At 37.2% G+C, this 26,086-nt stretch carries 7 protein-coding genes and 1 pseudogene; 6 read left to right on the top strand and 2 right to left on the bottom strand.

What is annotated here, in order from left to right; translation table 11 throughout:
* The first annotated feature begins 524 nt into the window (after positions 1–524).
* The gene (locus PVV64_RS03940; RefSeq protein WP_273759694.1) at positions 525–1,736 is read left to right on the top strand and encodes an MFS transporter; all 1,212 of its coding nucleotides are present in this window, start codon (positions 525–527) and stop codon (positions 1,734–1,736) included.
* A gap of 526 nt (positions 1,737–2,262) precedes the next feature.
* On the opposite strand, the gene PVV64_RS03935 is transcribed toward PVV64_RS03940, so the two are convergent.
* Positions 2,263–2,544 carry a hypothetical protein gene (locus tag PVV64_RS03935; protein ID WP_273759692.1) on the bottom strand — a complete coding sequence of 94 codons (282 nt, stop codon included), beginning with the start codon at positions 2,542–2,544 and terminating at the stop codon, positions 2,263–2,265.
* Positions 2,545–3,488: 944 nt separating this feature from the next.
* On the opposite strand from PVV64_RS03935, the gene PVV64_RS03930 reads away from it, so the two are divergent.
* Positions 3,489–4,022, top strand: coding sequence for a helix-turn-helix domain-containing protein (locus PVV64_RS03930; RefSeq protein WP_273759690.1), 534 nt, complete (start codon positions 3,489–3,491; stop codon positions 4,020–4,022).
* A 1,177-nt stretch (positions 4,023–5,199) separates the two neighbouring features.
* Here the strand turns inward: PVV64_RS03930 and PVV64_RS03925 are convergent.
* Positions 5,200–5,409: a hypothetical protein gene (locus PVV64_RS03925; RefSeq protein ID WP_273759688.1), complete on the bottom strand. Its 210-nt coding sequence runs from the start codon at positions 5,407–5,409 to the stop codon at positions 5,200–5,202.
* Between PVV64_RS03925 and PVV64_RS03920 the strand changes: the two genes are divergently transcribed.
* The 4 genes and pseudogenes from PVV64_RS03920 to PVV64_RS03905 form a co-directional block, all read left to right on the top strand.
* Positions 5,408–11,455, top strand: coding sequence for a Vomp family autotransporter (locus PVV64_RS03920; RefSeq protein ID WP_404978413.1), 6,048 nt, complete (start codon positions 5,408–5,410; stop codon positions 11,453–11,455). The genes PVV64_RS03925 and PVV64_RS03920 overlap by 2 nt on opposite strands.
* Positions 11,456–11,893: 438 nt before the next feature.
* A complete protein-coding gene (locus PVV64_RS03915) occupies positions 11,894–17,206 on the top strand; it encodes a Vomp family autotransporter (RefSeq protein ID WP_273759908.1) in 5,313 nt (1,770 codons plus the stop codon).
* Positions 17,207–18,246: 1,040 nt separating this feature from the next.
* Positions 18,247–23,199: a Vomp family autotransporter gene (locus PVV64_RS03910; protein WP_273759907.1), complete on the top strand. Its 4,953-nt coding sequence runs from the start codon at positions 18,247–18,249 to the stop codon at positions 23,197–23,199.
* A gap of 540 nt (positions 23,200–23,739) precedes the next feature.
* A pseudogene (locus PVV64_RS03905) lies at positions 23,740–26,086 on the top strand (hypothetical protein); the annotation flags it as partial.

Genomic DNA, 26,086 nt, shown 5'->3' with positions numbered 1-26,086 from the left:
TATACTCAAACATATTTGCATACAGAGAGTAAACGAAAGATGAAGGCAATAACGTCTCTTTTTTTGGGGGGAATTTGATATCCTCTTGCCTTTCATAGATGCGTGAGAGATGAAATGGCAAAGGTTCGTTCAGAGTAGAAGCTATAGTTTTTCCTTGATATCTATAAAATGACACCAGTTTTAGCTCGGTAAGATTTCGCAAATCTTTGATTTGTGGCTGCTATCCTTTGGTACGAGCAGAGCAATTATTTCAACACGACTATTTTGTGTTTACGGTGTAAATATTCAATGAGAGCAGTGATGTTTATGAATCTTTGTTATTGTAAAATGATCTAACCTTATATCTAAGGTGCTTTATTTTCATAGAAAAGTGAGTCACATTATGACAAAATGAACATTTTAAAAGCATCCAAGCGAAGAGTTTTTAATTTAACTGGCTAAAATATAAAATTGTAAAAAAAGCATATCTTTTAAAAGGGATTTCAATATAGAGCAAATAATATTGATATGAAGGGAGCGAATTTATGTTCGCGGCAAATTTGAAAGAACGCGCTGCTTTATTGGAAAGTAGGACTTTTCTCTATTTTACGTTGAGCGGCTTATTTGCTACATTTGGTAATGGGCTAAATTATATCGCTTTGTCATGGCTTGCCTACCATCAGACAAGTTCAATTCGTGGTGTAGCGCTTCTCATGTTTTTTCTCTGGATGCCGAGCATTATTTTTGCACCTGTTTTTGGCGTATTGGCGGATAAATACAATCGTAAAATGCAGATTATGATTTCAAATCTTGTCAGGGGGATGATACTCGTGGCTTGGGTAATATTTGGGAAATTGGGTATAGAAATTGAATTGATGGTCTTGTCTACCTGCTTAGGTATTTTTGTCTCTTTTTATATGCCATCAGCTGTACCTTTAATCCAAAGTATTGTTCCAAAAGAACAGCTTGTTAATGCAAATGCGACAATCGATATGGTTTATGAACTTGGCACCATCGTGGGTATGGGGGTAAGTGGATTTATACTCACCTATGCAGGAACAAAAGGAACGCTTCTCATAGGTGGTATATTCTTTATTATTGCTGGTTTATTTAACTTGGCAATGAAAGTACCTGAAATGCGAAAATATGAAAATCAAAATAAACTCAATTGGTGGAAAAGTTATATAGCGTCATTTCATTATTTTAAGCAGAATCCGGCTCTTTTTATGCCTTATGTAAGCCAGATGATTATTATGACTCTTTTGATGACCATTCCTGTTATTCTGGTTCCTTATACGCAAGAGATTTTAAAAGCAGATAACAAGATCTTTGCAATATTGGAAGCGCTTTATTCTGCGGGTGCATTTATCGGTGCGCTTTTTTCGCCACTTCTTTGTAAAGCTTTCTCTATAAGGAAAACATTGGCACTTTTATTAGCTATTATGGCTATCGGTCTTATTATTCTGTCTGTTAATACACAGACACACATTGTTTTTCCTGTTTATTTCATGATTGGATTTGGACTTTCAAGTTGGGCTCTTTCGATTTCTTTATCGCAACTCTCTTGTGATCCCAAATATCAAGGAAGATTACAAGCAAGTTTTAATGGTCTTTCTGGCTGCTTTATTCTTGGAGTTTATCTCTTTATGGCAAGTGATACCAACAGCATCTCATCTCAGTCGATATACTTTTTTCAAGGTATGATTGCTGTTATTGGTACGCTCATCACCCTATTTTACAAGAATGGAAAACAATAAATTGTATTTAAGTATTATTCACAAACAGTTGCGAGAGCTTTCATATTTTGCTTTTAAAGGGGAAGTGAATGCTAAGGAAGCTAACGAATAAAGCATAAATTTTATCGATGCTTTAAATGCAAGTTGTGTTGATGCATTACCAAGAAAGCATCAAGAGTTCTTTTTGATTAAGTTCATTATGCGATGGTTTTCTAACACAGCGTTTTAAAATTTTGAAAAGTTTTTATGTTTGAGCAAGCAGCATCATCATACTATTTGCCAGCTCCCAATGTTACGATATTCTTTAGCGCCTGAGAGCATTTATGAGAGGTATTTTTTCTTTCTTTGTTTTATCTACACGGCACTCCCGCTTGTGGCATGCAAACAAATGGTTTTAATGGGTTCAAGAGCTCTAGATTTGAATGGAGAGAATTTTAGGATATGCGGGGTTATTATTCAATAGGGATAGTGATTATCTTTATAAATCAATGTAATAAAAATAATAGAGAGCAGAACAATCCGCTTCTCTCATACCTGCTATATTTTTTTAATTGCGTTCTTCAAAATCCATATGAATAATTGTGTCCGTCTCATCAATTGTTTCATCTTCATTAGAATGAATATTTTTGCGACGGTGCAAGGTTTGTATAATTTCTTTTTTCAAAAGTGCATCTGCTTCGCTTAAACGATGAATACTCAGTTCCAATTCAAGAGATAAAGCCAAATCCACGCACAATTTAAGCTCTTCTCCAATATCAAAACCGCGTTGATAGTCGTCATAAAGACCAACAAGTGTATCGGACAATTCTTTATCGCCTAAAGAGGCCATGCCTACTCCTCCACGTTGCGGCTTTTCCATGTGGCTTTGATATTTTAGGTCTCACCTCACTGTCATCACCAAGAATTGCCATGTATACCAACGTGATCATTTTGTCAATTTTCTGCAAAGGAGCAGTTTTTAAAACGCTATTTGTGAGAAACGTTATTGCGTTAATACTATGAATTTTCCAATCATGAAGAGATCTCGCAATATGATGATAGAGTTTGCAGAATTTAAGCTGTATTTCTAAACAGCTTTTAATTTGCATGTAAGAGAGGATATTTTTACGATGAACAAAGCGCTTTAAGATTTTATCCTTGCCAATAAAAGCCAAATCAGTGCCATTGTTAATAAGCAAGTGTGGGTTATAAATGTTTAGTCTTTGCAGAAGAGTTGATATGCACATTTTTTGTAGAACATCACTTATCTTATCCATTTTGTATTGACTTTTAGACATTGATAAACCTTTTATCTTATGTTGTAATTTAAAAATGATGGGAATACGTTTGATATGTAGATCCTTGCAAAGAGGTTTAAGGCAGGAAGGTGAGAAAAATCGTATTAAGCTGTTTTTCGGCTGAAGGAGTGTGACTGCGATTTTTGAAAGAGTGATCGAGAAAATTGGCTTAGCGGGCAAACTGATAAAGTGAGTAATGGCGCGTTTGGCTTTTTCATTGGGCTGTGTCCAAATGCTTTTGACACTGGAAAATAGTTTGTAAGAGGTTTTTGTACTTTTTCCAAGGTCATATGACAACGGGGCAGTTTAACAAAATACCACGGCGATCGCATTTTTTGTGTGATTGTCATAAATTTCGCTCCTGCTTAAATAGATGGTAAAGCATCCATTTTTGTGGGGTTTATTTAAATAACCGCCGACCTTAACGGGCAGTGATAGGAGATATAAATCAATATAATTATTTAGTCAACAATTATATTGATTTTGGAGTAATTTTTTGGCACGTCCTGAAAAAGAACCTAAAACCGAATTGGCAAGACGTTTTCGTGAAGTGCGGCGCGCACTTGGTTTTACCGAGCGTAAACAATTTGCTGAACATCTTGGGGTAACTGCTGGTTCTATAGGAACTTATGAGACGGGCATCAGTGAACCTACCGCCTCTGCTCTCTCTAAATACAAAGAAATTTGCGGTGTTTCATTAGATTGGTTGATAACTGGTACAGGTGAAATGTTCGCAGACATAGCCAAGGCAAAAGCTGCTGGTTTTAAACCGCAAGCGATTCCTGTAGGGCTGATGAAAAAGCTTGGGCATTTAGCTGATACAACCTATCATGATGCAAAAATAATACTTTCTCCTGAAGATGTGGCGGAATTAGCAGCAGAGCTTTATGGAAGATTGCAAGAGCTTATTCAAAACATCTATGATATGGAAGAAGTTGAAGCCACTTTGCCTTTGTTAAAACTTCATTTAAAACGCCAAATCGAAGCTGAAAAGGCACAGCAAACAACGACAAAAGAGACAGATGAATGATCTCAAAAGAAAAATCTTTTTTGCTATAAAAATATTCTCTCAAAAACAGTGCCTTGAATGGTAAATATCTCTAAGACATATTTTTCGTTGAATTTTTTTCTATAGGATACAAAGCTTCAGATAATACAGAAAATTCATTTTATTGGCTTTTGATCATTTTGGATACAGAAAAAGATTTGCACAACGTGCATATTTATTTCCAAATATACTGTAGAGATCTTTGTCAAGAAACAAATGAACGAATGATATTCAAAGGCAAAAGAGAGCAATTATAAAGGCTTGACCTGCGAATAGTTTGGTTTTTCAGTCTTTTATTATTTTGGTAAAGTTTTTGTATTTACTTTCATAAAGAAAAAGCAAGTTTTCAAAACATAACATTTGATAAGAAGAGAACGCTGTAAGTGTCTTATCTTTGAGAAGTCAGAAAATTCACTAAAATATGTATTTTAGATAATAGGATATCTAAACATACCGATATCCGAGTGATATATTTTGAGAATGTTCAAAGAATATCAGCAATTGTCTTTGTGATAACATCTTGGATTTAGCAATATGCATTTTTCTATAATGTCTGTTTAGGAAATCAAAAATCTATAAGCTATTCATTTTCAGAAAATATTTTGTATTTTTGTACAAAAAACAGAGAGAGCATGGTTTATTTGTAAAAAATGTTTTGAAAGTTTGTTTTAGATGCTCATTCTTAAGAGACATTTATGAAAAAAACTCTGCTTTACGAAGATAAAATCGCTCAGAAAAGTGAAGACTGATATTATAGAGCAATAAATGGAAAAGTTTTTTCGAACACGCCTCTTCTAGGATAGAGTATCTCGTAGAAAAAATGCGTTGATGAGTATGATCATTATTTATCACATGATGTTATAAGTTAACAAAAATAAATTTATGTTTATAAGAACAGTTATTATAAAGAACTCTTTTTGTATTTAATGAGAAGAATTTTGCAAATTATTGAAAAATTATTTTTCATACTCTTGCCATTCTGTTTATGCGCTTTATTTGAAAGGTAGAGTTGCTCTTTAAGAAGCTATTTTTATTATGAGCTAAATCGCGATATGTTTGGATGGAAATGATGTAATATTCTCAAAGTTTGTGTTTTTATTTATTTTTAGCTTGAATCCCTCTAGCTAAAAGGGTTGGGGACTTTTCTAGATTCAATGTTTTACTGAGACTTTAGGATGAAGCCGTAAGAAACGCCGGCATCAGGAGGGGACAGCTTTACCTTTTTATTCGTTTTTAGGTGCGCAAGCAGGGTTTTGCCGTGGGAGTTTTTGCGCGTTGTAATGATATTGAGCTCTGTTGGAGGGGTTTTTTTTATGAACAAATATTCAAAATCAAATTTGCTTAAAGCGGTCTCATTAGGAACCGCCATGGCTGCACTTTTATCAAGTGTCTCTCCCGTTTTCGCTGCGGGTGTTTCTACAACAGGGGCAGTTGTTCGTAATTCGAGTGGTATTGATGTTCCCTATCCATTTGGCAGTCATGGGAGTATCGTCTTTGCTGGTGATGATGACTACTGTGGTGTGGATAATGTTGTTGGACGTGGGGGGACGCAACAGCAGGGAATTGCTAATAAAATATCTGCAGAACAAGAGTTTGAAAATTTTATTTATGACCAAGCAACAGACAGTGGTCGTAATCCTTATGGTACAACTACTAAAAAAGTTACTTGGGTGTCCGATGGGGTCCTTAGTGATCCCAAAGCGAGTTATATGGGAACAGCTACAAGGGGATCTCAGAATATTTTGCCTGAAGCTTATGGTGTTTATTCTTTTGTCACGGGGTGTGGAGCTTCGGCAACAGGGAACTACTCAACGGCATTTGGTGCTGGTGCAACCACAAAAGCTGGTGGAGCGCAAGCTTTTGGTGTTGCTGCGCTTGCAAGCGGTAGAGCAAGTGTTGCTATGGGAGTGAGTTCAGAAACATCAGGAGAGGCTGCAGTTGCTATTGGTGGTCTTGCAACTGCAGCTGGTAACAGAAGTATTGCTTTAGGTGCTGAAGCAAAAGCAGAAGATAATTATGCGATTGCGATAGGTTTATCTGCTGAAGCGAAAGCTTCAGGTTCCATCGCAATAGGTAGCAGGCGTTCTGACAGAACTGATCCTAATGATCCAAATAGAAAAGCCATAGCGGTTGCTAAAAATGCCATTGCTATAGGTACAGATACTTTCGCTAAAGAAGAAGATTCGGTTGCTATTGGTGCAAATGCACAGGTACTTGTTCATGATGGTGTTGCTGTGGGTGGAGGGGCTGTTTCTGATAGAGCAAAAGGGGTTAAGGGGTACGACCCTTACCTTGATGGTGATACGACAGAAACAAATAATATGGCATGGATCAGCACAACAGGTGCTTTTAGCGTTGGTGAAGTTGGTGGCACAGGTAATGGTAATCTAACACGACAAATTACTGGTGTGGCTGCTGGTAGTGCTGATACTGATGCAGTAAATGTTGCACAGTTGAAAGCTATGAGAGAAGTCATAGCAGGAGGAGGAGGTTGGAAAATTTCTGCTAACGATACAGATCCTACAAATGTTAATGCAGGCAATACCGTAGATTTTTCAGTGACAAAGAGTAACGTAGGACAAGATAACTTAAAAGTTGTAAAAAACACTGCAGATAATAAGCATAAAATCCAATTTGCCTTGAGTGATAATCTTAAGTTAACAAGTGTCACTACTGGCCAAAGCTCTATGAGTAACGATGGCTTTATTATTAATAGTGACAACGGTCCACGCATGACTATTGACGGTATTGATGCTGGCAATCAAGCTATTAAAAATGTGGCAGACGGGGAAGAAGATAACGATGCGGTGAATTTGAAACAGCTGAAAGCTATGGCAAAAGCAAATAAGACAATTTGGCAACTTGCTGTTGAAGGTGGAGATGCTACAGCTATTGGTCCAAATGGCATGGTAAATTTACAAGCAGCTGGCAACGAAAATAAAAAGAATATCAAAATAGAAAAAGATAGTGACCACAATGTCACATTTGGTTTAGCTGATAATATTACAGTAAAAAGTGTCACCGCAGGGAATACTCTTATAAGTGAAGCAGGTTTTGCTTTTGTTAATGGTAATGGTCCTCAAATCACGACTGCTGGTATTGATGCTGGTAGTAAAAAGATTACGAAAGTAGTAGAGGGGACTGATGATACCGATGCAGTGAATTTTAAGCAGCTGAAAGATTTGACAGCAGGGATAAAAACAGGCTGGAAACTTGCTGTTGAAGATGAAGAGACTACAGATGTTGGAGCAGGTAGTACAGTAAAATTTATAGCCGTTGAAGATGATGACCTTAATAAAAATATCAAGATTGTAAGAGGCACCAACAATGAAGTAAAGTTTGATTTAGCTGATAATATTAATGTAATGACTGTCACAGCAGGAGAAAGCATTATGAATGATGATGGCTTTTTTATTAATGGTGATAGTGGCCCAAGTATGACTGTGGATGGTATTAATGCTGGCTATACAAACATCACAAAAGTGTTAGAGGCGACTGAAGATGATGAAGCAGTGAATTTTGGGCAGCTGAAAAGATTTGTAGGAAAAGGGAGCGGCTGGAAGCTTTCTGTTGATGGTCAAAATGCTACAGATGTTACAGCAGGTAGCACAGTAGATTTTGTTGCCATTAAGCATAAAAATGATGATGGTAGTGAAAATGATGAGGTCACAAATATTAAAATTATAAAAGACGAAAACAATAAAGTATCCTTTGATTTAAATGATTATATTAAAGTTAATCGTGTAGAAACAGGAATAACTTCTTTAAGTAACGCAGGTTTAATGATTAAAGATGGACCAAGAGTAACAAAGGGGGGTATTGACGCGGGTGGTAAAACGATTAGCAGAGTAGCAAATGGTGTTTTAGATGAAGATGCGGTGAATCTTTCGCAGTTAAAAGAAATCACATCAGGCATCAAAACGGGCTGGAAGCTTTCTGTTGATGGTGATGATGCTACAGATATTGGGGCAGAAAGTACAGTAAAATTTGTAGCTGCTATGGATCAGGATAGTCACAAAAATATCAAAATTGTAAGAGGCAATGATAACGAAGTAAAATTTGATTTAAACGAACTTATTAAAGTTAAAAACATAAAAGTAGGTAACGAAGTTACTATAAATGATAAGGGCTTAGCGATTAGACATGGTCCAAGTATAACATATGGCGGTATTGATGCTGGAGATAGAGAGATTAGAAACGTAGCAGACGGTGTTTTATACACGGATGCGGTGAATCTTTCACAGTTACAAAAAGTAGAAGAGAAAATAAAAGAGGTAGCAGATAATAGTCTAGTTAAATGGATAGAAGACCAGAAGCTTATCACAATTGGTGCGCAAAAAGATGGCACAAAAATCAGTATTGCCAATTCTAACGGCCAAAATCGAGTTATTTCTGGTGTTGCAGATGGTAACCTGGGAAAGGCTTCAACTGATGCTATTAATGGCAGCCAGATTAATAAGATATCAGGAGATATAGCACAATTTTTGGGTGGAGATGCAGCATTTCAGGATGGTGCTTTTGTAGGTCCAAAATATCAGTTAACGACTATTGATGAAGATGGTACAATAGCTATAAAGCGATATAGTGATGTTGGTTCAGCTTTAGATGCAGTTAATAAAAATGTCTTTCATGTTGACCACACAATGATTATTGGATTTAATGATATTGCAGACTATTTTGGTGGTGGCGCTAAGTATGAGAAAGGCAAATGGCAAGCTCCTACTTTCAAGGTTTCTCGGCGTGACACGAATGGTGGTATTGTTAAGAACAATTACCAGAATGTTGCTGATGCTTTTGATGCTGTTGATACTTCTATCACAGATATCTATAGTCAGATTAACAATGTAACAGGCAATAGTCTAGTTAAATGGATAGAAGACCAGAAGCTTATCACTATTGGTGCGCAAAAAGATGGCACAAAAATCAGTATTGCCAACTCTAACGGCCAAAATCGAGTTATTTCTGGTGTTGCAGATGGTAACCTGGGAAAGGCTTCAACTGATGCTATTAATGGCAGCCAGATTAATAAGATATCAGGAGATATAGCACAATTTTTTGGTGGTAATGCAGCATTTCAGGATGGTGCTTTTGTAGGTCCAAGATATAATTTATCTACAGTTTCTGCAGATGGTAATGTAGAACAGAAGATCTTTGACAATGTTGGTGATGCTTTAACAGGGCTTGATGCGAATGTCAAAAATGTCAATAAACATGTACAATATGTAGACAATAAATTTAATAAGTTCTCTCAAGATGCCCTCTTGTGGGATGATGGGAAGAGAGCATTTTCTGCACGCCATGAAAAAGGTGAAGGTAAAACAGACAGTAAAATTACCTCTCTTTTGAAGGGTGATGTTACGGAAGATTCAACAGATGCCATCAATGGTTCTCAGCTTTTCAATATTGCTCAAAACATATCGGAATATTTTGGTGGTAGCACAGATGTAATTGAAGGGATACAACCTACTTTCCTTATTGATGGAAATTCATATAATAATGTTACAGAGGCTTTCACGGGTGTGAATGTTTCTATCCATAAGATTGATAATAAAATCTCTAATTTGGAAAAAAATAATCTTGTTAAGCAAGAAGGAGGTGTAACAAGTATTATCACTATTGGTAAGGATACAGCTGGTACTGAAATCAATATTGCAGGTGTTGGTAAAATAGCACGCAAGATTTCTGGTGTGCAGGAAGCAGAGAAGGGCGATGAAGCTGTTAACAAAAATCAACTTGATAAAAGCATAGAGAAAATTTCTAAAGATATTGAGACAGCAAGCGCTGCTGCGGTTCTCTATGATAAAGATGAAGGTGGTATCGTTAATTATGGTAGCGTAACTTTGGGTGGTGATAAGAACAACGGACCGGTTGCTCTTCTCAATGTTAAAGATGGCAGAATTTCCCAAGATTCCCACGATGCTATTAATGGTAGCCAGATTAATAAAATATCAAGAGATATTGCAAATTACTTTGGTGGTGATGCAAAGTTTGTTGGCGGTACTTTTAAAGGACCCAAATATAGCTTATCTGTTATTGTTGAAGAGGGTCAGGTAGCAAAAGCTAACTATTATAATGTTGGTGATGCTTTAACGGGGCTTGATGCGAATGTCAAAAGTGTAAATAATCGTATAACAAATGTAGCTAATAACTTTAATCAGAAAATTGAAGATATCTCCAAAGATGCGTTATTGTGGGATGATGAGGAGCAAGCATTTGTTGCACGTCATGAAAAAGATGGCAAGAAGACAAACAGCAAGCTTAAATATCTCGTAGATGGTGACATTTTTGCAAATTCAACAGATGCAATCAATGGTAGCCAGCTTTATGCGATGGGTGCTAAGATTGCTGCTTATTTCGGCGGTGGTGCTAAATATGAAAATGGCCAATGGACAGCACCTCAATTCAAGATTGTTCAAGTCAATGTTGATGGTACGACGGTTGAAAAAACCCATGGTAATGTTGCTGATGCTTTTGGTGACGTCAATAAGAATATGTCAAACATTAATAACCGTATTGATGATGTCATCAACAAGAGCGATTTAGATGCGTTAAAGTGGAATAGTGATAAAAAAGCCTATGATGCTACTCATGATGGAACGCCAAGTAAGATTATCAATGTGGCCGATGGTAAAATTGCAAAAGGTTCCAAAGAAGCGGTGAATGGTGGACAACTTTGGCAAACCAATGAGCGTGTTGCAAAGGTTGAAAATCGCGTTACGGATGTTGAAAATCATGTTGAGATTATCGACAAAAAAGTTGATAATATTTCCAATACGATTGAGGATATTGGTGATATAGTTATCAATATTGATACTAAAGTTGATAAGATTGATGACAAGGTTAACAACATTGCTGAGGATGCTGTTCGCTATGACAGAGATGCAAGCGGTAAGAAAACCAATAAAATCACTTTGAAAGGAAGTGATCCTAGTGAACCTGTCATGATTGACAATGTTGCTGATGGTCGCATTGAGAAGGGTTCAAAAGAAGCTGTAAATGGTGGGCAACTCCATGACTACACCAAAGAACAGATGAAAATCGTTCTCGATGAATCGAAGCGCTATACAGATCAACGGGTAAATAATATCGTTATTGATGCGATTGACGATGCTGTTGATAAGTCTAAACATTATACCGATATGAAGTTTGAAGCTTTAAATTACAGTATTGAGGGGGCACGAAAAGAAGCAAGACAAGCAGCGGCTATTGGTTTAGCAGTAGCGAACTTACGCTACAATGATACACCTGGAAAATTAAGTGTTGGATTTGGGAGTGGCTTATGGCGTAGCCAATCTGCCTTTGCCTTTGGTGCTGGTTATACATCAGAGAAAGGAGATATTCGGTCTAATGTATCTGTCACCACTTCTGGCGGCCATTGGGGTGTAGGTGCGGGATTCAATATGACTCTGAACTGATATTCGAAAACTTTTTTAAACACATTCTTTGCCCTTGCTTTGATGAAGCAGGGGCATTTTGGTAAGAGCTTTAAAATCCTTTCATGAAGTAAAAAATCTTATCCGTGAATAATAACCCCTCTCTTAACAGAATGATCCATAAGCATAAAGATTACGCTAACTCACAGAGGATACAATTAAACAAACAGTGCGTCATCTTTGATAAAAACGAAAACATATTTAATGATGAAAATCACTTTTTTATGTTCCCCACATTGATTTTCACAAATAGGCTCCTAAATCCCCTTAAAGGTGATGTAGCAATAACAGCTTATATCTTGTTTTATTTATAGTCTAAAAACACGCTGTAAAAGCACAAATACGCAAAGAAAAGAGAGAGCTTTAAAACTCTAGAATGTGTCTTTTGTGTTTAAAATGTATTATTATGGGGGGGGTATTATGAAAAAATTATATACGACACAAACGGCATGTGATTTAAAATTTTCTCGTTCACATGATAGGATCTCGTTTTTTAAAGGAGTTTTATTGGGCACTGCGGTGGTCTTATTTTTATCAAATGTTTCTCCTGTTTTTTCAGCAAAACTTGATTTAACAAAAGTATCTCTTGAAAGTGTAAAGAATACTGCTGTGGTTTATCCGCAAACTATTCTTTCTCCTTATACTGATGATAACAGTGGTATGAGTGGTTATAATTCTGTCATAAATGTTTTAACAGTTGACGGAAGGTCTATAAGGGAAGATGCACAAAATATCTTTACAGCGGGGATTGTTGTTGTTTCTAATTCAAAGCAAGACAAGAAGACTAAAAATGCTATTGTTTTAAATCCAAAGACATATACGACAAAGAAGAAAAGTGCTGTTATAGGATCCATGGCTCGCGCTTTAGGGCTAAGCAATAGCGCTATAGATTCCGAATACAATCACCAAGATGGCATTGAGGAGTATACATTCGTGAATGATTATTCTTCAAGAGCAAGAGCTGAAGGTAATGCAGATATTGCTATAGGGACTAAATCTGAGACGCGAGCATATGGTAATGTTATTCTTGGAGACGGTTCTGCAACAAAAACGCCTGCTGGTGAGGTAGGTTATAGTTCTTTGCGAAAAGGTCCTGCAAATACTGACAACTTCGCATGGAAAAGTACTGCACCTGCAGTGACTGTTGGTGATCATAAGAATACTCTATCACGCCAGATTCAAGGGGTAGCAGCTGGTACTCTATTTACTGATGCTGCTAATGTTGGACAGATAAAAGCGTTAGAACTGTACGTAGACCAAGGTTGGAAGCTATCTGTTGGAGGGAAAGATGCTACAACGGTTGGTATAACGAGCGTGGTAGATTTATCAACAGCAAATAACAACCTTAAGATTACAAAAGGTCAAACAGATAATAATGTCAAATTTGCTTTAGCTGATGATATTAATGTAATGACTGTCACAGCAGGAGAAAGCATTATGAGTGCTGTTGGCTTTGGGTTTGAAGGTGGTAAGGGGCCGAGCATAACTGTTAATGGCATTCATGCTGGTGATAAAACGATTAAAGGAGTAGCGGCAGGGGAAGAAGATACCGATGCAGTGAATTTTGCACAGCTACAAGAGACAAAAGATCAAATAGTAAAAAATAGTCTTGTCAAGCAAGATGAGGGAGAAGCAGGTAGGATCACCATAGGTAAAGAGATAGGTGGTTCTGTAATTAATGTTACAAACAAATCAGGTGATGCTCGTACAATTTCCGGTGTGAAGGCAGCAGAGAATGATGATGAAGCTGTTAATAAAAAACAACTCGATGGTGAAATTGCAGATATTGTTGACACCATAAAAAGTAATAGCCTTGTTAAGCGAGAAGAAGAGACAAATCGTATCACCATTGGTAAGGAAATAGAAGGCGCAGAGATTAATATTACAAATAAATCAGGTAAAGACCGGACTATTTCTGGTGTGAAAGCAGCAGAGAATGATGATGAAGCCGTTAATAAAAAACAACTCGATGGTGAAATTGCAGATATCACGGACAGTATTAAGGTCATTAAAGAAGCAAATAGCTTTGCTGTCCTCTACGATAAAAATACAGATGGCACTGTCAATTATAATAGTGTGACTTTAGGTGGTGATAAGACTACGGCACCAGTTGCACTCCTTAATGTCAAAGATGGCAAAATTGCTGAAAATTCACATGATGCGATTAATGGGAACCAAATTAATCAGATATCTGGAGATATTGCAGAATTTTTTGGTGGTGGCACAAAATTTGAGAATGGTATTTTTAAAAGACCTAGGTATAATTTAACTACTATTGATAAAAACGGTGAGGTAAAAGGTAATGAATATAATGATGTTGGTTCAGCTTTATCGGGGCTCGATACCAATATCAGACATGTCAATAATCATCTCATCTATGCGATGAATGATACTGCATCTTATTTTGGTGGTGGAGCTGGATATGATGATCAAAAAGAGTGGCATGCCCCTATCTTTAAGGTTATCCACTTTGAGGATGATGGTACTTCCTCTAAGCAGCCTTATAATAATGTTGCTGATGCTTTTGAAGGTGTGAATAATTCTTTCACAAATATTCATAATCAGATCTCTAATATAACAGAAAATAGCATTGTTAAACAGGATGGAGAAGACAATCTTATTACTGTTGGTAAAGCAACAGGTGGCACAAAAATCAGTATTGTAAATAAAGATAATCAAGAGAGAACCCTTTCTGGTGTAAGAAAGGGAGAACTATCTCAAACATCAACAGATGCCATAAATGGTTCCCAGCTCTTCGAGATTGCTAAAAATACATCTAAATATTTTGGTGGAGGTGCAGACGTATCTAATGGTAAGGCACCAACTTACACCATTCAAGGCAAATCACATAATGATTTTGAATCTACTTTTAATGCTGTTGATACTTCTATCACGAAGATCCAAAATCAGATTGCGAATGTGACAAAAAATAGCCTCATTAAGCAGGAAGAAAATGAGGGTGCGATTACTATTGGTAAGGATACCGCTGGTACTGAAATCAATATTGCAGGTGTTGGTAAGCTAACACGCAAGATTTCTGGTGTGCAGGCAGCAGAGAAGGGTGATGAAGCTGTCAACAAAGACCAGCTTGATAAAAGCATAGAGAAAATTTCTAAAGATATTGAAACAGCAAGCATTGCTGCGGTTCTCTACGATAAAAATGAGGATGGTATCGTTAATTATGGTCGTGTAACGTTAGGTGGAGTAGAAAATAACGGACCGGTTGCTCTTCTTAATGTTAAAGATGGCAGAATTTCCCAAGATTCCCACGATGCTATTAATGGTAGCCAGATTAATAAAATATCTAAGGATATTGCAAACTATTTTGGTGGTGGCACAGAATTTGTTAATGGCGCCTTTAAAGGACCAAAATATAGCTTATCTGTTATTGTTGAAGAGGGTCAGGTGGCAAAAGCTAACTATTATAATGTTGGTGATGCTTTAACAGGGCTTGATACAAATGTGAAGAGTGTGAATACGCATCTGACGAATGTGGTCAAAGATGTTAATGAAAAAATCACGAATATTACTCAAGAAGTTAAAGGGAATGTCTTGTTGTGGAGCGATGATGAGCAGGCATTTGTAGCACAGCATGGAGAGGGCAGAACAAATAGCAAAATTAAGTTTCTTGCCAATGGAGACATCAGTAAAGATTCGACCGATGCGATAAATGGTTCGCAATTGTTTGAGGTTAAGAGTGCTATTACTGATATAAATGAGAATTTTAAAGATATAAACACCAATATATCAAAGTATTTTGGTGGAGGTGCAGATGTATCGAACGGTAAGGCACCCACTTACATCATTCAAGGCAAACCACATAATGATGTTGAATCGACTTTTAATGCTGTTGATACTTCTATCACGAATATCCAAAATCAGATTGCGAATGTGACAGAAAACAGCCTCGTTAAGCAGGAAAAAAATGAAGGTACCATCACCATAGGTAAGGCAACAGGCGGTTCTGTAATTAATATTACAAACAAATCGGGTGAAGATCGGACTATTTCTGGTGTGAAGGCGGCTGTTGCGAACAATGAAGCTGTTAATAAAGCCCAGCTTGATAAAAGTATAGAGAAGATTTCTAAGGATATTAATTTGGCAAGTGCTGCTGCAGTTCTCTACGATAAAGAAAATGGAACCATTAATTATAAGAGTGTGACTTTAGGTGGTGATAAGACTATGGCACCAGTTGCTCTCCATAATGTACAAGCTGGTATAATTGCAGAAGGGTCGCATGATGCAATTAATGGTAGCCAGATTGAAAAAATATCCCGAGATGTAGCGGGCATTTTTGGTGGTGATGCGGAATTTAGTGATGGTATCTTGTTTGGTCCGCACTATCATTTATCGCGTATTTCTGAGGATGGAACATCGAAAGATTTTGCTTTTTATGATGTTGGTTCAGCATTAACGGGACTTGATGTGAATATCAACAATGTGAATACGCATCTGACGAATGTAGTCAAAGATGTTAATGAAAAAATTACAAACATTACTCAAGAAGTTAAAGGGGATGCTTTGTTGTGGAGCGATGCGGATGAAGCATTTGTAGCTCTTCATGGAAAAGGAGATAAAAGAGGCAAGAGCAAACTGAAGTTTCTTGCAGATGGAGATATTTCAGAGGGCTCAATGGAAGCCATCACAGGCAATCAACTTTATTTGATGAGCAATCAACTTGCTATGTATTTTGGTGGTGGTGCTGGCTATCAGGATGGAAAATGGACAGCTCCTAATTTCCAAGTTGCGCAATTCAATGTTGATGGTACTGTTGGTAAGAAGATAAGCTATAATAATGTTGCCAGTGCTTTTGACGGTGTAAGTGAGAGTATGTCGAAGATAAACAACCGCATTCAAAATGTTGAAAAGAATGTCTCTTCCAATAGCTTAAATTGGAATGAGCAGAAAGGGATGTATGACGCTAGTCATAAAGGCAAAGCAAGCAAGATTGATAGCGTTGCCAATGGTAAAATTGAAAAAGACTCGAAAGAAGCTGTAAATGGAGGGCAATTATGGGAAACCAATGAGCGTATTTCTGGTGTTGAAAAAGATGTTCAACATATCTCCAATAGAGTTGATAACATTTCTAATACTATTGCTGATATTGGTGAAACAGTTCTCAATATTGATGCAAAAGTTGATAATATTGATAATAGGATTAACAGTATTGCTGAAAATACTGTTCGCTATGACACAGATAAAACTGGTCAAAAAACCAATAAAATCACGTTGAAAGGTGGCGATCCTAGTGAACCTGTTATGATTGATAATGTCGCTGATGGTCGCATTGAGAAAGGTTCGAAAGAAGCTATTAATGGTGGACAACTGCATGACTATACTGAACAACAAATGAAGATAGTTCTCGATGATGCAAAAAAATATACGGATAGTCAGGTGAAGAATATCGTTATTAATGCCATTGATGATGCTGTTGATCGGGCTGACCAATATACAGATATGAAGTTTAATATTTTAACTTATGATATTAAGAATGTACGTAAAGAGGCAAGGCAAGCAGCAGCCATTGGTTTAGCCGTGTCTAATTTACGTTACTTCGATGATCCAGGATCTTTGAGTGTCTCATTTGGTAGCGGCACGTGGCGTGGACAATCTGCATTTGCTCTTGGTGCTGGTTATACGTCTGAAAATGGAAAAATTCGCTCTAATCTATCTGCAACGAGTGCTGGTGGTCATTGGGGAGTAGGCGGTGCGATAACTCTGAAAATAAAATAATATGAAAACTAAATTTTAAGAGAATTTTTTCCTTTATCTTAATTGACAAGGGAAAAAATTTCTTTTGATAAGAAACAACTAAAGTTATAAATGAGATAATAAAGGGTGAATTAAATCTTAAAAGCAATAAATTATAAAGAGCTGAAGAGTAAAACAAAACACAACATGCGTAATAAAGCTCTTTTTCTAACCCATGTATAATCTGGTAAAAAGGTAAAATACCACACATGAATATTTTCTGCTAAAAGCAGTTTAAAAGAGCTCTAAAACCAATGGATTAATTAATTTCTACAGAAAACAAGTTACGAACTTATCATAAAATACGCATTTACCGATTTATCTCTTTATTGCTGTCATAACAGGTGCTGAAGGCATACAAAATTATAGTGCTGATAATGAAACAGCATTCTTTAGTACTTTTGCACTGAAAGAAGAGAAATAGAAGTATAAATGCCTTTATTTAGCAAAAAAGTCAAGCAGCATTTGATAATAGCACATAGTACATTCTAACATACATCTACTTTTTGTATTGAACTGTAAAAACAGTGATACCATTCTAACCTTGTAATGCGTTTAGGAAAAACGAAGTACAAACGCAGAATCTAGAAACAACAACACTTCTTCACACATTTTTCAAGAAAAATCACTAAGCCCCTAATATTAAGCTTATTTTTTTCAAAAAACACTCCTTTTCAGCGCTTTACTAAACAAAGAAAAAACCTTTTTTACAGTGCAATAAGTTATTATTAAATAAAAAGGGCAGATCAAAAACTAAGAAAACAACATTCCCTTGCAAAAAATAATCAATCAGTCTAAAAAATTAAATAAATATTAACCAATATACAAAAAGATACTTCTTGTTTTCTTTAAAAAAGACGAACACATTCACTTTAACTAAACGTAATTTCTCTCTCTTTTCAATTACGCTTTAATTTTCTGAATACGTTAGAAAAAAACAAATCGGGGGGCCTTTAGCATCTACATTTAAATATGTCTTTTTTGTGTTTATAGTTAATTTTTTTTCATTGGGGAATTTGTTTATGAAAAAATTATGTACAAAATCAGCGGGGATTGATTTAAAATTTTCTCGTTTTCCTTTTATTAAAGTTCTGTCATTAACTTCAATTGCTGCGCTTTTATCGAGCGTCTCTCCTGTATTGGCAAAAAATCTTGATTCAAAAGAAGAAATTTCTACGAATATAAAGAATGTTGCTGTGGTGTATCCACAAAGTGTTATCTCTGCTTATCATACCTCTACTGGTTATTTGGAACCTCTTGATGTATCAAAAGATAATTATGTGACAGTGTTGAATACAGCGCTGATACAAAAAGTGAGTGCTTCTGCAGGTGACAGTGACTATGCAAATTTTTTAACGAGCACCCTTTCTGATGGGAGTGATGATAATTTTGTTGTAAATGCTTTTAGAGCAGATGGTAGTAATCGCTCGAAAAGAGCGGTAAATACAGAGGAAGAAAAGAAGCAATCTATTATCAGCCCGCAATTGTCTGTTCGTAATAGTATGTCTTCACAACAGCTTGCACAGCATGATGAAAATACAGCGATCATTGGTGTATTTGATGCCTCGCGTGATGATTCAACTGCAATAGCGCAGCCTGATGCCGGATTACAACGTGCAAACACAAGTGTTAATTTTGGTAAGGGATCGCAAACGCCAAAAAACTCGAGTGTTGCTGTAGGTTATATGGCGCATGCTATGGGGGAAAGCAGTACAGCACTGGGTGGTGAATATAATGCTACGAGCGAACATGGGGAAAATGATTATACAACGGCTAATGGTGATTATTCAACAGCTTTGGGTTCTGTTTCTAGGGCTACTGCAGATGGTGCAACTGCTGTTGGGCATCGTGCATATGCAACAGGTGAACAATCTATTTCTGTGGGATTTTATTCGAAAGCGAATAAAGAGAGAAGTGTTACGCTTGGGGATTATGCTGTAACTGAAGTAGTAGGAGGAGTTGCGTTAGGCAGTGCTTCTGTATCTAATGTTGCAGCTGGTATTGAGGGTTATAGCCCTCTTAGGACGAAGGAGGAAAATACTAATTTTGTATGGAAAAGTACAGAAGGTGCCGTGAGTGTTGGTGATATTTCTAAGAGCAAAACACGGCAAATTGGAGGCGTAGCGGCTGGTAAAGAAGATACTGACGCTGTAAATATTGCACAGCTAAAGTCACTACAAACTTATGTAGATAAGGGCTGGAAACTATCTGTTGAAGGTAAAAATACTAAAGCTGTGGGGGTAGACGATACAGTAGATTTTGCAGCTGGAAGTAAAAATCTTGAAATTACCAAAGGCGGAAGTGATAATAATATAAAATTTGATCTAGCGAAAAACATAACGCTGAAGAGCGTAAAAATTACGGATGGTCCGCAGATAACGACTGAGGGTATTAATGCTGGCAGTCAAAAGATTACTAATGTGGCAACGGGTACTAATGCGACCGATGCGGTGAATTTTGCACAGCTCAAAGCAATACAAGAAGCAGCGGTTGTAAAAGGTTTAAAAATTAACACGACTGGCAATGATTTTAAAGACGCTATAGCTGATGGGGAATCTTCAGTTGCTATAGGCTCTGAGGCATCTGCATCAAAGGAGTCGTCTGTAGCTTTGGGAGCAGAAGCACAAGCAACAGTGAATTCAGGAGTTGCTATAGGGGCGTATTCTGTAGCTGATGTTGCTGCTGATATTGTTGGTTATAGTCCTTTGCGAAAGGATGCATCAAAAAATCCAGATTATGTATGGAAAAGTAAGTTAGGTGCTGTTAGTGTTAGTAATAAAGCTAAGATGCTATCGCGGCAAATTACAGGGGTAGCAGCTGGTACTCAAGATACTGATGCGGTGAATATTGCACAATTGAAAGAATTACAAACTTACGTGGACAAAGGTTGGAAGCTATCTGTTAATGGTGCCAATGATAAAGTTGTTGCTATAGACGGCTCGATAGATTTGGCAGCTGGAAGTAGCAATTTCGAAATTACAAAAGGCACAGATGACAATAAGATAACATTTGATCTCGCAAAGAATATTACACTGGATAGTTTAACAGCAGGCACAAGTACCTTAGATGGAACGGGTTTAAAAATTGCAGACGGTCCACAAATAACGACTGAAGGTATGAATGTTGACGGTAAGAAGATAACAGGTTTAGCAGAAGGTACGGACGAGACTGACGCCGTAAATTTTGGACAGCTACAGAAAATTGAGAAACAGGTCGAACAACAAGTTGCAGCCAGTAGCTTTGTGAAACAGGATGATAAAACGAAATACATCACTATTGGTAAGGATACCGATGGTGATAAAATTGATATTACCAACAACAAAAATGAAAAGCGTATTCTTGCGGGTATAAAGGGTGGTGACGTTACCGAAGACTCAACCGATGCGATTAATGGCTCACAACTTTTTGCTACAAATCAAAAGGTTATTACCTATTTTGGTGGTGGAGCTGAATATAAGGATGGCAAATGGTTTGCTCCAACTTTTAAAGTTAAAAGAACTAAAGCTGATGGTACAGAAGAAGAGAAAATCTATAAGAATGTAGCAGAAGCTTTTGAAGGTATTGGTACTACTTTCACGAATATTAATGATGATATTACCAACCAGATTAATAATGCTATTACCAAAATGGTGGGTGAGAGTTTTATTCAGCAGGATAAGGAAACAAATCGCCTTACGATTGGTGCCAAAACAGAAGGCATAGAAATCAATATTGCTAATAAAAGTGGTGGAAATCGGATCATTTCTGGTGTGGATGATGCCAAAAACAGCAATGACGCTGTTAACAAGGGGCAGCTTGATAATAGTATCAAGAGCGTAACTGATCAATTAACGCATATTACGCAACAAGTTCAAGGTGACGCTTTATTGTGGAGCGAGAGTGATGGGGCATTTGTTGCTAAGCATGGCGAAGAAAAGATGAATAGTAAGCTTAAATTCCTTTTAAATGGAGATATTACTGCTGATTCAACGGATGCGATAAATGGTTCTCAGCTTTATTCGATAAGTAATAAGCTTGCAGGTTATTTTGGTGGTGGTGCTGGCTATAATGAAAAAGGAGAATGGAAAGAGCCTACTTTTAAGGTCCGCACAGTTAAAGAGGATGGTAACTCTGAAGAGAAGACTTATCCGGATGTAGCAAAAGCTTTGGAGGGAGTTGGTAGTTCTATCACGAATGTTCAGAATAAAATGACCAATGATATCACCAACCAGATTAATAATGCTATTACCAAAATGGAGGGTGAGAGTTTTATTCAGCAGGATAAGGAAACAAATCGCCTTACGATTGGTGCTAAAACAGAAGGCACAGAAATCAGTATTGCCAACGCAAGCGGTGCAAATCGGATTATTTCTGGTGTGGATGATGCCAAAAACAACAATGACGCTGTTAACAAGGGGCAGCTTGATAATAGTATCAAGAGCGTAACTGATCAATTAACGAATATTACGCAACAAGTTCAAGGCGATTCCTTATTGTGGAGTGCTTCTGATGGAGCATTTGTAGCCCAGCATGGTGAAGAAAAAGCAAAGAGCAAGCTTAAATTCCTTTTAAATGGAGACATTACTGCTGACTCAACGGATGCAATCAATGGTTCACAGCTTTATTCGATGAGTAATAATCTTGCCGCATATTTTAGTGATGGCGCTGGTTATGATAAGAATGGAGAATGGAAAGCACCTACTTTTAAGGTTAACACAGTTAAAAAGGATGGTACAGCAGGTGAAGAAAGTTATGATACTGTAGAAAAAGCATTTTCTGCTGTTGGTACATCTTTCACGAATATTCAGAATACAATCACCAATGAAATTACCAAGGAAATCAATAAAACAAAAGGTGATGCTTTATTGTGGAGCGAGAGTGATAGAGCATTTGTAGCTCAGCATGGAAAAGAAAAGACGAATAGTAAGATCAGCTTTCTTGCGAATGGTGACATCACTAAAAACTCAATGGATGCAATCAATGGATCTCAGCTTTATGCAGTGATCAATTCCCTTACTGGATATTTTGGTGGTGGTGCAGAGTATAAGGATGGCCAATGGAAAGAGCCCACATTCTATGTTTCGCAATTTAAAGTCGATGGTAGTGTTGATGACAAAAAGAAAGATTATAACAATGTTGCTGCTGCTTTTGAAGGAGTTAATGGAAGTCTGTCCAGTATCAACGAGCGTATTAATAATGTTGCTAAGGATGTCTCATTGAGTGGTTTAAATTGGAATGAGACAGAAAAAGCCTATGATGCTAACCATAATGGAAAGCCAAGTAAGATTACGCATGTAGAGAAAGGTAGTGTAACAGCAGTCTCGACAGACGCCGTTAATGGTAGTCAACTTTTTGAGACAAATAATAGGGTTACAAAGGTTGAAGAGAGTGTAAAGGATATTAATCAAAAGGTAGAAAATATTAAAAATACGGTTACGAATGATGCAGTTAAGTATGATAAAAATGACAAGGGTGATAAAATAAATAAAGTCACATTAGCTGGTGTGAGTGAAAGTGACCCAGTCGTGTTAGACAATGTAGCGGCTGGTGAATTATCCAAAGATTCGAAACAAGCTGTGAATGGTAGTCAACTTTGGGAGACAAACCAGCAGATAGATGTAGTTCTTGATAAGGCAAAAACATATACGGATGAGCGTTTCAATGACATTATCAATCACCAAATGGGCGATGTTATTAATGAAGCAAAATCTTATACGGACATGAAATTTGATGCTTTAAATTACAGCATTGAGGGTGTGAGAAAAGAAGCAAGACAAGCAGCGGCTATTGGTATAGCAGTGGCCAATTTACGCTACAATGAAACGCCTGGAAAATTAAGTGTTGGATTTGGTACCGGCTTATGGCGTAATAAATCTGCCTTTGCCTTTGGTGCTGGTTATACATCTGAAAGCGGATCTGTTCTGTCTAATGTATCTGTCACGAATTCTGGTGGTCATTGGGGTATAGGTGCGGGATTCAATATGACATTGAACTGATAATCAATAAAATAGCTTGAGTAAACGTTTTCGCCCTTGTCTTCAATGAAGACAAGGGCGAAAATTTTTTAATAAGAAAACAATAAAGTCAAAAAATAAGATAATGCAGACTTTAAAGAAAAACATTACAAGTAAATGTGTAACAAAATAGAACACATCATTTTATAATTTGATAAGAATGTAGAATAACACATACTAAAAGCTTCTACGAGTTATTAAAAAGCAGTTTAAAAGATCATAAAAAAAAGAATTACTTGACTTCTAAAAACGGCAGTCTACTAATCTACACGAAAATACACTTTTACTTATTTATTAAACGGGATCATTGTCCCAATAAAATACTAACACAAAAAAACCGTAAAAAATCTTCAGGTTTTCTTAAGATCGGTTTCTTTTTATTATTACGTTACACAGAAACAATTTTTTCCAGCAGTTATTAATAACTCATTAATGATGAAAGGAGGAAGCCTTGTAAATTGAAATATGTCTTTTTTGTGGCATAAATATATTGATTTTACTTTTTGCATTGGGAAACTTATTATGAAAAAAATACCTGCCATACTAAAGAAAAATGATTGGAATATTTCACCTGTTTCTCGGTGTTTATCTGTATCTGCAAAGCTTTCATTTGGAACTGCAATGGCCGTGCTTTTATCGAGTGTATCGCCTGTGATGGCTGCAAATCTTGCCATTACAGGAGCGAAGAATATGAGTCAAAATGCTCCAAGTGTAAGTTATTCTAAAGGGAGTCATGGCAGTATTGTTTTTTCTGGTGATGATGATTACTGCGGTGTGGATAATGTTACGGGTCGTGGAGGCACTGCTGCACGTACTGGGGCTGCAATAACTGTGGAAGAAGAATATCGGAGATTTCTCGAACAAGTAAAGTTTAATGGCTTTTCTCCTTATAGCCAAAGCTCAACATCACATAAATGGACTGGTGATGGAAAAACAGATGGCAACATTGGTTATATGGGGAAGGACTCAACTGGTGGTGATACAAATATCATGCCTGAGGCTTATGGTATTTATTCTTTTGCAACCGGTTGTGGTTCTTCTGCGCAGGGGAATTATTCCGTGGCATTTGGTGCAAATGCAACAGCAATGACTGGGGGATCGCAAGCCTTTGGTGTTGCTGCACTTGCAAGTGGGAAGGTGACGGTTGCTATAGGTGTGGGGGCAGAAGCGTCAGGAGATGCTGCGCTTGCTTTTGGTGGACTGACAAAAGCAAGCGGTGAACATAGTGTTGCTATAGGTGAGAAAGCAAAGGCAACGGGGAAATTCGGTATAGCTGTGGGTAATGAGGCAGAGGCGACAAAAGAAGATAGCATGGCTATAGGCCGCATGGCACACGCTTTAGGTAAAAGCAGTACCGCATTAGGTTCTGAATATAATGAGAAGAGTGAGCACGGGGAGAATGATTATACTACTGCGAAGGGTGATTATTCAACGGCTTTGGGTGCTGTTTCTAAGGCTATGGAGTATGGTACCACTGCTGTTGGTCATCGTGCCTATGCAATGGATAAATACGCTATTTCTGTAGGCTTTTATTCAGAGGCAAAGGCAGAGCAAAGTATTGCTTTAGGGGTATTTTCAAAGGCAGAGAAAAAAGATTCTGTTGCTTTTGGATATAATGCAAATGCAAGTGGGGAGTTAAGCAGTGCTTTTGGTGCTTATACAAAAGCAACGGCTATGGGGAGTGTTGCTTTAGGTGATTCTTCTGTAGCGGATGTATCTTCTGGTGTTTTTGGTTTTGATCCTCTCCTTAAGAAGGCTGCAACTGATACGAATGTTGCATGGAAAAGTGGACGAGGTGCGGTAAGTGTTGGTACCTCAGACAAGACGCGACAGATTACAAAAGTAGCAGCAGGAACTGAAGATACTGATGCAGTCAATATTGCGCAGTTAAAGTCGTTACAAACCTATGTAGACAAAGGCTGGAAACTCTCTGTTGACGGTGAAAATGCTAAAACTGTGGGGATAGACGATACAGTAGATTTTGCAGCTGGAAGTAAAAACCTTGAAATTACCAAAGGTGAAAGCGACAATAAGGTAAAATTTGATCTAGCAAAGAACGTTACGCTGGATAGTGTAAAAACAGGTGAAAATACCTTAGATAAAACAGGTTTAATCATCGAAGATGGTCCAAGCATAACAGCTTCTGGTATTAATTCTGGCAATAAAAAAATAACAGGAGTTGCAACGGGTACAGAGAATACAGATGCGGTGAATTTTGCGCAGCTTGAGGAAGTTAAAAAACAATTAGAAGGCAGTGGGTTAGTTGTACAAGATGAGCAGACGCAACACATCACCATTGGTAAAGATACAGGTGGTGATAAAATTGATATTGCTAACAAGGATAAAGAAAATAGGACTCTTACTGGTGTAAAGAATGGAGCACTTTCAAAAGATTCAAATGAAGCAGTGACTGGTTCGCAGCTTTTTGTGACCAATAATGATGTTGCAACTCTTAAGAGTAACTTTTCTGAGATACAAACGAGTGTAGAAAGTGTTAAAACAAACTTATCAACAATAGCTGCAAATACATCGCAATATTTGGGTGGTGGTGCTGATATATTGAATAGTAAAGCACCCACCTATACTATTGAAGACAAGTCCTATAATGATGTTGCGAGTGCTTTTGCTGGTGTGAGTAGCTCTTTTACAGAGGTAAAGCAACAGATTACGGATGTGAATAATTCTGTCACAAATGTTGAAAATCAAATTAAAGATGTGGTGAATAATAGCCTTGTTAAACAAGATGCTGAAACGCAAGACATCACTATAGGCAAGGGTGCAGGTGGTGATAAAATCGATATTACCAATAACAAAAATCAACAGCGTACTCTTACGGGCATAAAGAATGGTGACATATCAAAAGATTCAA

It is taken from the genome of Bartonella sp. ML70XJBT.G, from assembly GCF_028618575.1.
Taxonomy (GTDB): Bacteria; Pseudomonadota; Alphaproteobacteria; order Rhizobiales; family Rhizobiaceae; genus Bartonella.
This window is presented reverse-complemented; position numbering and strand designations above follow the sequence as displayed.